The 9,850-nt window shown below is 56.4% G+C and carries 5 protein-coding genes and 1 riboswitch; all 5 genes read right to left on the bottom strand.

Going from position 1 to position 9,850, the window contains the following annotated elements; translation table 11 throughout:
* On the bottom strand, nt 1–494 hold a 494-nt coding region (locus J7M22_09405; protein ID MCD6506826.1), incomplete at its 3' end, for an ABC transporter substrate-binding protein.
* Between the two features lie 43 nt (nt 495–537).
* The gene (gene cobN, locus J7M22_09400) at nt 538–4,320 is read right to left on the bottom strand and encodes a cobaltochelatase subunit CobN (protein ID MCD6506825.1); all 3,783 of its coding nucleotides are present in this window, start codon (nt 4,318–4,320) and stop codon (nt 538–540) included.
* A 2-nt stretch (nt 4,321–4,322) separates the two neighbouring features.
* A complete protein-coding gene (locus J7M22_09395; GenBank protein MCD6506824.1) occupies nt 4,323–6,329 on the bottom strand; it encodes a putative cobaltochelatase in 2,007 nt (668 codons plus the stop codon).
* Complete coding sequence (locus J7M22_09390) at nt 6,298–7,383, bottom strand: radical SAM protein (GenBank protein MCD6506823.1); 1,086 nt, start codon at nt 7,381–7,383, stop codon at nt 6,298–6,300. Before J7M22_09390 ends, J7M22_09395 begins: the two co-directional genes overlap by 32 nt.
* A 118-nt stretch (nt 7,384–7,501) precedes the next feature.
* Nucleotides 7,502–9,373, bottom strand: a complete 1,872-nt coding sequence (locus tag J7M22_09385; GenBank protein ID MCD6506822.1) for a TonB-dependent receptor — start codon at nt 9,371–9,373, stop codon at nt 7,502–7,504.
* Nucleotides 9,374–9,501: 128 nt separating this feature from the next.
* Nucleotides 9,502–9,696, bottom strand: a riboswitch (cobalamin riboswitch).
* Between the last annotated feature and the right edge of the window lie 154 nt (nt 9,697–9,850).

The following is a 9,850-nucleotide window of genomic DNA, read 5'->3' as shown; positions in this document are numbered from 1 at the left end:
GCCGTCGGGTAGCCGGTATACATGAACACTACGTCGGGCTTCAGGGCCAGGATCCTCTCAAAGTCCGGTCCTCCCATTCCACTGCCCACAAGCTCGATCCTTCCCTTCTCTATGCCTTTCCTTATCTTCTCGATGTGCCACCTCTCCTTTTGGGTTGTGACTCCTATTACGCTGTCTAAAACCCCAAGAGGTCTCAGCAGGCAAACCTGCGTGGTGCTGAGCGCAACAACCCGCCTTACGGGTATCTCTATCCGCCGGTAATCTTCATAGCCGCTGACCTTCTTCCCTCGAGGTATGAGGATGAATTCCTGCCCCTCACCATCGGTAACCTTCTTGCATCCATCGGGCAAATACTCAACCTTGAATCCCTTGGCATACTTGATCTCGATCCTCTTAGCCGGCACAGAGGGGGTTGCAGAGGTGGCCTTCGCACACCCCACCAGGATCAAGAGCGAGCTCAGGATGACCGCTCCAGCAACTATCGTTCTTCTCATCTCGCATCCCCTTTTTATTCCTTTATGGCCCGGTTTTCAGGCCTTAGCTTACCGACCGACTTTCCTCCAGCACCCCCTCGATCCCCAGATAAATATCCCGCAGCTTTTGTCTCATCTCCTCCGTCGCCTGCCACATCCCCCTCTCGATAGCCTCAAGGAGCCTCTCGGCGATGTTCTGGAGAGCGTAGGGGTTGACCTCCTTCAGCCACTCCTGCATCCCCTTATCCAGGGCATATTTCTTGGCCAGCTCCTCATACATCCAGTCCTCCAGAACCTCGGCTGTGGCATCCCAGCCGAAGGCGACATCCACCGCCCGGGAGAGGTCCGCCGCCCCCTTGTAGCCGTGCCGCTTCATGCTCTCAATCCACTTGGGATTGAGGATCCTCGCCCTGAAGATATGCTTGGTCTCCTCTGCCGTGCTCCTTATCTTCACCCGATCGGGATCGGAGCTATCGCCGCTGTAGGAGCGAGGTAGCTCCCCCTTAAATGCCTTGACGGCGGCGATCATCCCCCCGTGGTAGGAGTAAAAGTCATCGGCGTCCAGCATATCGTACTCACGGGTATCCTCGTTCTTGACCGTTAAATCAAGCCGGCTTAGGCGCCTCTTAAACTGCTCCGGGGCGGTTACTCCATAATTCCTTCTGCCATAGGCATAGCCACCCCAGACAACATAGATCTCACCGAGGTCCTTCTCGTCCTTCCAGTTCTTGGCGTCGATGGCATCGCTCACCCCGGCGCCGTAGGCCCCCGGCTTGCATCCGAAGATCCGGTAGGTCGCCTCTTCTCTGGCTTGCTCCAAGCTCATGCCCGCCGCCACCTTCTCCTCCACCTCCTCCCGAACGTGCTTGGCGAGGTAATTCCACTCCGGAGGCTCATCGAGATTAGCCACCATCTCCACCGCTTCGTCAATCAGGTGAACGAGGTTAGGAAAGGCATCCCGGAAGAGCCCGCTTATGCGAAGGGTGATATCAATGCGAGGGTGTCCAAGCTCCTCCAGGGGGATAACCCGGATTCCCTTCACCCTTCCGCTAACCTCTTCCCAGATCGGTTTAATACCCATTAAGTAGAGGACTTCGGCGATATCGTCGCCTTTGGTGCGCATGGTGCCGGTCCCCCAGATGACCATGCCGATGCTCTCCGGGTATTTCCCCTCATCCTTCAGATAGCGCTCAAGCAGAGCATCGCCCAGAGCCACCCCCACCCTCCAGGCGGCGGGGGAAGGTATGGCCTGGGGGTCGACGGAGTAGAAATTCCTGCCCGTGGGGAGGATATCCGCCATTCCTCTGGTGGGGGCACCTGAGGGGCCGGGGGGAATAAATCCTCCGCTCGAGGCAAGCAGGGTATTGGTCAATTCATCGGTGGTGGCGGCTATATTGGGGACGAGGGAACCGGCAATGTAGGTTAACACCCTTTCAATGCTTGAATTGCCCTGCTCCAGTATTTCCTCGGCTACAGCCTCAATGCTCTCCTCCCTGAAACCCTCCTCATGAAGCCTTTCCACAAGCTTAAGGGAGGTTTCATTAAGCTCTTCGATTATCTCCCCATTGCTTTTGCCGTCGGGGCGGAGCTTTCCTCTATTCGCCAGGAGGTCTTCATAATCGTAACCCTTCATTTCGGCCAGGGATTGCCCGAGTGAGGGGACATCGCCGTTGGGAAGCCGGGTCAGCGAGACCAGAAACTCGTCCAGGCGCGGGCCCGTCGGCGGCTCCCCCAGGATATGAAGTCCGTCTCGAATCTGAGTATCGGCCAGCTCATGGATATAGCCATGTAATTTTTCTAGGAAGCCGCCGAAATCGGCAAAGGCCGCCGCCTCATCAACCTCCAGGTCGTGGTTCAGCTTGGCCTGACATACCTTCTCCCATATCATCCTCTGTAGCTCCGGAATTTTCCCCCGGTCCTCAAGGGCGGCGTGGTTGTAGTCTTTTATCAGGACTTCCAGCTCGGCCAGCTCATCGTACGCATCGGCGTTGTGCATCACCGGAACCAGGTGGTCGATGATGCAGCAGTAGCTCCTTCTCTTCGCCTGGGTGCCCTCGCCGGGATCGTTGATGATGTAAGGGTAGATGTTCGGGAGATCGGAGATGGCGATATCGGGGAAGCAGGACTCCGAAAGCCCCACCGATTTCCCCGGCAGCCACTCCAGGGAGCCGTGCTTTCCGATATGCATAACTACATCGGCCCGAAAGACATCCCGAATCCAGCGATAGTAGGCGTAATAGTGGTGGGGGATGGGGTGGTCGGGGCTGTGATAGATGGCGGCGGGGTCATCCAGGAACCCCCTCGGAGGCTGAAGCCCGATGAAGATATTGCCGTTTATAAGCCCCGGGATGAGAAGCTCCCCCTTGTAATTGAAGAGCTTTCCCGGAGGCTCCCCCCATGCCTGCACCATCTTCCTCCGCACCTCCTCCGGGAGCTCTTGAAACCATTTCATGTATTGCTCAGGGGAAACCTTTGCCACCGCCCTTCTGGCCATCTCCTCGGCGCTCGCCCATCTGCGATCGTTGGTGAGCCCTGCGATGAGCTCCTCGATTAGCTTCTGCCCGCTTTCGGGAAGGCGATCGAGCTTGTATCCCGCCTCCTTCAATTCGTGCAGAATATTCCACACCGAAGCGGGTGAATCCAATCCGAAGGCGGTGCCGATCTGGTCGTTTCGAGGCGGATAATTATGGAAGATGATGGCCACCCTTTTTTCATCGTTGGGGATATGTCTCAGCTTAGCCCAGTTCAGGCCCAGGCGAATAACCTTTTCAACCCTTTCGGGGATGGGTTCATACCTCACTATTCTGGCCCCGGTGAGAGGGTCGGTCTCGGAGAACTTCCTTGCCGCTACCGGGACGGTGATCAGCATGCCGTCGAACTCCGGCATGGCGACGCTCATGGTTACATCCATGGGATTAAGCCCCTGAGGGCTATCCCTCCACTCCTCCGGGGTGCTGAGGCTTAAGATCGCCTTTATCACCGGCACCCCGAGCCCCTTCAAGAAGCCCTCGTTCTCCTGTGGCATCACCTCGCTTCCCTCCGAGCTCCGTGACACCCGCATGGATAAGGAAAACATCAGGGTACTGATCAGGACATCGATTAGAGGCTTGCCATCCCTCATGAAGTAGTTCTCAACCACCCACTCCGCCCCTCTGGCGCCCAAATCCACGTCTTTAACGCTGTAGAGAAATACCGAGATAACGTTCGCTCCCCTCCTTTCGATCTCCTCGATGAGCCTGTCCACGAAGACGGTGTTTTGGGTCTGCCAGAAACTTTGATAAAACCAGAGCCCCACTGTGAGCCGACCGGGGATATACTTTTTCTCCAAGTATTCATCCAGGGTGGGAAGGTGATCGAAATCGGGGTGATAGATCCCCTCCCAGGGCGGCCTCTCGGGTTCCTTAACCTCATGCTCGGCGCCGGCAAAGCGATTTGCTATATAGAGGAGAAGATTCTTGAAGTTCTCGGTTCCCCCGTAGTTGATGTAGCGGGAGATTCTCCGGTAGTCATCCTCATTCACGGTGGAGAGCCGGACCAATTCCATGTCCGCCTCTCCACCCCACCCCTGGGCATGGATGGGGATGCCCCTGCCCTCAAGCGAGGATATGAGCTTGTCGAAGTGGGAGAGGCTCTTCTTTCCCCCCATTAGGTGCATGATGAGGAGATGGCTTTCCTGGGCGAACCGGATGAACCTCTCCAATTCGCCCGGCTCCGCCAAATCCCCTCCTGTTCGGAGGCAGACCTCTACAATCTCCCCCTTCTCCTCAATTATGGCTCTAACCGCCGAGACGAGCGGAATGACATCGGCTCCGCCGGTGGTGAGATAGGCTATCCTTGCCTTTTCCATGTCTACTCACCTCCGTAGCCCAGGCTCTCCCTCACCGCAGAGGCTATGGGTTCGGATTTCAGCTCCTCAAGCCGAAGGTAGGTTCCTCCCATTTCGTCGCAAATCTGCCTCACCAGCCCGAAGGTGGGAAAACCCTGCTCGGTATCAACGGCGATTGACCTGATATTCGCCGCCCTTATCTCCCGAGCTACCCTTTTTGCCTCCTCCACGGGATCACCGTCGTCGAGGCTCACATTTGCCCGCCCATCGGAGATCAGGACCAGAAGAGGGATAATATGCTTATCTCTCCACCGCTGCTCCTTAATGGTATCCAGAGCAAGCTTCAGCCCATGAGCCAAAGGGGTGCGCCCTCCGGTGGGAAGCTCGGCCAGATATTTTTGCGCCAGTTCCACGCTGTTCGTCGGGGGAAGCACCAGCTCCGCCTTCTCCCCCCGGAAGACCACCATCCCCACCCGATCCCGCCGCTGATAGGCATCGAGCAGAAGGGAAAGGACCGCTCCCTTGGCGGCCGCCATGCGCTCCTCGGCCGCCATCGAGCCGGAGGCATCAAGAACGAAGAGGATGAGATTCCCTATCTTTTTCTCCCGCACTTTTTCTCGGAGGTCGTGGCTTTTGATGAGCAGCGCATTTGATCCGGGCGTCTCCTTCCTTCTTCTCGTCTGAAAGGGAGCTGCTGCCCGCAGGGTGGCATCAAAGGCAAGGTCGGCAACTTTCCCACAGGGGATGACACTGCCCACATAGCGTCCCGCCTTGGAATCGGTCCTGCTCTTCGACCTCCTTCCCGTTTCGCTTCGAGAAATCTGATCCCGCAGGGGGGCGATAAGCGGCCTCACCTTATACGGCGGCTCGGCTTCGAAGGTCCGCTCCCTTTCAGGCTCTTCCCCATCGTCGGGAGGATCATTATGTGGAGGTGGGTCGGCGGCCGGAGGGTTTTCCCCCTGCTCCGGCTCATCTTCAGGCTTATTCTCCCGATTCCGACGCCAGCTTTGAATGCTCTTCTCCAACTGCTGCTCGTTCAGCTCTGGCTCCTCGAAGGGCCGGCGGCGACGGCGATGAAGAAGTGCCAGCTCGGCCGCTTCTCTCACGTCCTCTTCATTCACCTCGGTCCTCCCGTAATAGGCGGCAAGGGTGGTAGCGGTCTTATGTATCACGATGTCGGCACGGTGGCCGTCAACGGCGAAGTCAAGGCATATCTTTGTGATGAGCTTCAGCATCTCCTCGCCGAGTTTAACTTCGGGCAACAGCTTCTTGGCCTCCATAATCCGCCGCCTGAGCTTCTCCTGCTCTCCTTCCCAGGAAGCGATGAAGGCCGCCGGATCCTCCTCAAAGGCGGTTCGTCTTCGCACCACCTCCGCCCTGGCTTCCGGATCTCGAATGCCCCTGACCTCCACCGCTAGCCCGAATCGATCCAGTAGCTGCGGACGGAGCTCCCCCTCCTCCGGGTTCATCGTCCCCACCAGGATGAACCTCGCCGGGTGGCTGAAGGAGATTCCCTCCCTCTCCACGTAGTTCACCCCCATGGCGGCGGCATCGAGCAGGACATCCACCAGATGATCGTCCAGCAGGTTCACCTCATCGATGTATAAAATGCCCCGATTGGCGGCGGCGAGAAGCCCCGGCTCGAAGTGCTTTTCCCCCGTCTTTATCGCCCTCTCTATGTCAAGCGTGCCCACAACCCTGTCCTCGGTGGCCCCTAGCGGAAGCTCCACCAGCGGCACTTTCCTCCTGGCAACGCTGAGCTTCTCGCCCTTGGCTACCCTGGCGACACAGCTATCACATAGCCCGTCCTCACGTCCGGGGTCGCAGAGGAAGGGGCAATCGGCGACCACCTCGATCTCCGGAAGGAGCTCGGCCAGAGCCCGCACCGCCAGGGATTTCGCCGTTCCCTTCTCGCCCCGCAGGAGCACTCCTCCTATCTTAGGGTTTATGGCGTTGAGGAGCAGGGCTTTCTTCATCTTCTCCTGCCCCACGATAGCGCTAAACGGATAGACAAATCTCTTTCGCGGCATGATTTGCCACCTCTTTTCCTCTGGCGAAGTTGATGAACGCTCTCCTAACGTAGCACTCGGTCGGGTTTACCTCCCCGCTCAATTGCCCTGTATAGGTCTGGGCAAGGCACGGCCCGCCGCAGAGCGGGCGTTCGGGGCAGGCGGAGCAATAGCGGGGCAGAGCGATGAGCCCTCGGCACCTCTCTAATCTATCGCCCAGTTCATCGGCGAAGCCCTCCTCAAAGACATCGCCCAGGTAGAACTCGGGAAAGCCCACAAGGGAAGGACAGGGCCAAACCCTCCCTCTCGGATCCACTACCAGATACCGACGGGCATCGAAAGGACAGCGATACTTGCGCTCAAGCCCGTGGGAGAGGAGATAGCGAATGCGTTCCACCTCTCGAAACTTGATCCTCCTCCCGCCCATAAGGGCAAGCTCATCCGCACGCCTCAAAGCGGCATTTACCGAGCGGGCCGCCAAAGCAGGGTCTGCGGGACCTACTTCCCCTCTCTTGGCCCTTCCCATCGGCCGCAAAAGATCAAGGGAGATGCCCTCTACATTCCCCAGATAGCTTGCAAGCTCGACAAGCCCGGGCAGTCCGGCGACGTTCTCCGCCGAGAGGACGCAGGTGAGCCCCACCCGAATCCCCTCCGCCCGAAGGTTTTCCAGCCCGCTTATGGTGGCAGCGGTTGAGCCCCGTCCGTCGGGGAAGGGACGAAGGCGGTCGTTCACCTCCGGAAGGCCGTCGAGGCTCACCCCCACCGATATCCCGAGCTTCCTAAGCCATCGCGCGACCCCTCTATCGATGAGGATGGCGTTGGTCTGGAGTTGATAACGAATCCCCCAATTCTTTGTGTATCCCACCACTTGCTCGACCAAGTCCATGTTGAGCAGAGGCTCGCCGCCGGCGAATTGAACTTTGAAGCTATCGAAATAATTGAGCATGAGATCCAAAGCTCGTTTTGCTACCTGCCAGTCCATGTATTCCGGGTTTTCTCCGCCGTTGGCGTAGCAGTAACGGCAACGGAGGTTGCAGTCGGTGGTAACCCAGAGAACCAGTTCCCCTGTCTTCATCCTTTGACTCCCTAGTCTTCTCCTTTTGGGAGGGCGTTTCACCTCCTCTCATGCTTGACACCGGCCTCAGACATTTTGCTCTTTCCATCCCCTAGGCGTCTCACCCTTCCATTGATTGTTAAATGCTCAACTTTATCCCTCCAAAGGCGCATAGTCCGGGGGCCTTATATCCTGCCGCCTCCTCGTAGTTCACGTTTAAGAGATTTTCAACCTTCAGGAAAAGATCGAACCCCTTTGGAAGTCTGTATGAACCGGAGAGATCAACCCTCGTGTACGGTCTAATCTTATGTTTATGGTCGTAGGCGAGCCTCTCGCCGACCTTGAAGATGTAAATTCCTCCGCTGAACTTCCCGTGGGAGAAGATAGATCTCAGGTTTAGGCTATGCTTGGGGACGAGTGAAAGTGGTTCGTCCCCTTCTTTACCCTCCGTGTAGGTATAACCCACCCCGAGCCTTAAGGGCCTCACGGGAGCAGCAAGGAGCGAAAGCTCAATCCCTTTACTCTCGGCCTTCTCCCTGTTCACATACCTTCCGCCAATCCATTTTCCCTTTTCATCGAACAGCGACTCAAAGGTTATTATGTCTTTGAAGTTGTTCTTGAACAGATCGATATTTATCGCTAATCTGTTCTCCCAGAACCTCCCTTCGATCCCCACGTTCACCCCTATGCTTTTCTCCGGTTTAAGCTCTTTATTACCATAAAGCGGGCTCAACATCTGGTAGAGCGATGGGGCTTTGAAACCTGTTCCGAAGCTTCCCCTCAGCTTCATGCCGAGGCCCTTCAGGAGGTACGCGGCACCGAACTTGTATGTGAGGTTCTGACCGAAAATGCTGTGATTGTCAAGCCGAGACCCGATGTTCAGGATCGTCGATCCGCCCATCAAAATGGCGTGACACGCGAGATAGGGCGAGGCGTTCCATAGCTCTCCATCAAAGTCGCTCTCAGCCTGTTGGTGCAGGAAATCGAATCCTAAAATCGCCCTTAGTTCTTCGATCGGTTTCAGAACCACTTGGGCATTTGCGGTGAGGTTCGTGCCTTTATAATGCTTGTCAAGCGGATAATCCTTCACGTTATCCTTCGCGTCGAGCACCCCGTCATCCAGATCCTCATATTTTCGTCTCGTCCTGTTGAGGGAGAGCTTCAGGTCATAATCGAGCGATCTCGTCGGCTTCCCCTCAAAGCCAAGGGAGAAAAGCAACGACTTGGTGTACTTATAAGCTCTTGGATCGTCATACGCTTTGAACTTCCTCCCACACCAGTGGGAATAGTTGACGAAGGAGTCGGAAAACCGGGTGAACAGAGAGATCCTGCTTCCCATCGAAAGCTTATAGCTCAGATTGGATGAAAGGGTTTTGTTTTTGAACTCCTCGTGCTCCAAAACCCCACCTGCTCCTTCACCCGATAGCGACAGGAAATATCCGAGATCTCCGTAATTCCCTTTTGCCCTCGCAAGGGTTTTGACTCTCCCGAGCGAACCACCTTCGGCTCCGAAGGAGAAAGAGGGTTTTCCCACAGGTGATCTCGTTATGACGTTGAGAACCCCTGAGACGGCATCCGATCCATATAAAGCCCCCTGCGGTCCTCCGACCACCTCTATCCTCTCGATATCGGATGGATCGAAGTAGGAGAAGAACTGGCCGAAATCATCTGAGGGGGTTGAAGGATCGCTCACCCTTACCCCGTTTATTAAAAGGAGCAAATGTTTGGATGCTCCTCCTCTGAACCTCAGGGTTGTCCATTGTCCCGGCCCACCTGTGCGTTTCAGCGAGAAACCGTTGGCGAGCCTGAGAGTGTCGAAAAGCGACTGCGGATTCCACGCCGCTATCTCCCGGGGTGTTATCATCTGAACCGGTTCGGTGAGATATTGGATCGGGATCTCATACCGTGTCGCGGTAACAACGACGGGTGAAATCCGGAGCGATTCCTCCTGTCCCCCAAAAACTAGGCCAACGCTCAGAGATAGGACGGCAAAAAGGAGAAGATACCTCATCTTCAACCTCCTTTTGGGATGATCTTTTAGATGCAGGGCGGGGATATCCGAGGAGAGAAACAAAAATCCCCGGCTTTCAGAGGAAACCGGGGATCAAAGATCTATCCCACAGCTTCCCCTCGAAAGCTGTGAGACTCCTCGGTGCAGGCAGGTCTCCCGGCTTACGGCAACCTCTCCTCGCCTTCCCAGAGGGCTTAATGGGCTCTCCAGTGGCCTTCATGAGGAGAGGTTAACGCCGATCACGGTGGCGGGGCCGCGGCGGAATCTCACCGCACTTCCCTATTCTCCGGGTTATCCCCGGCACCTACACCCGAATTATATTCCGTTTTTCCGCAGAATTATAGCATAAATCCTGTAGGCGGATCAAGGTGAATTAGAGATTTTCCCTGGTTCACCCCCAGTTTGAGAGAGGGATGAAGAAAGCAACCATAGAGCGGGAAACAGACAAATGAGGGAGATCAAAATCCTGAGAAACTC

This window comes from Candidatus Poribacteria bacterium, assembly GCA_021162805.1.
Classification (GTDB): Bacteria; Poribacteria; WGA-4E; order B28-G17; family B28-G17; genus JAGGXZ01.
This window is presented reverse-complemented; position numbering and strand designations above follow the sequence as displayed.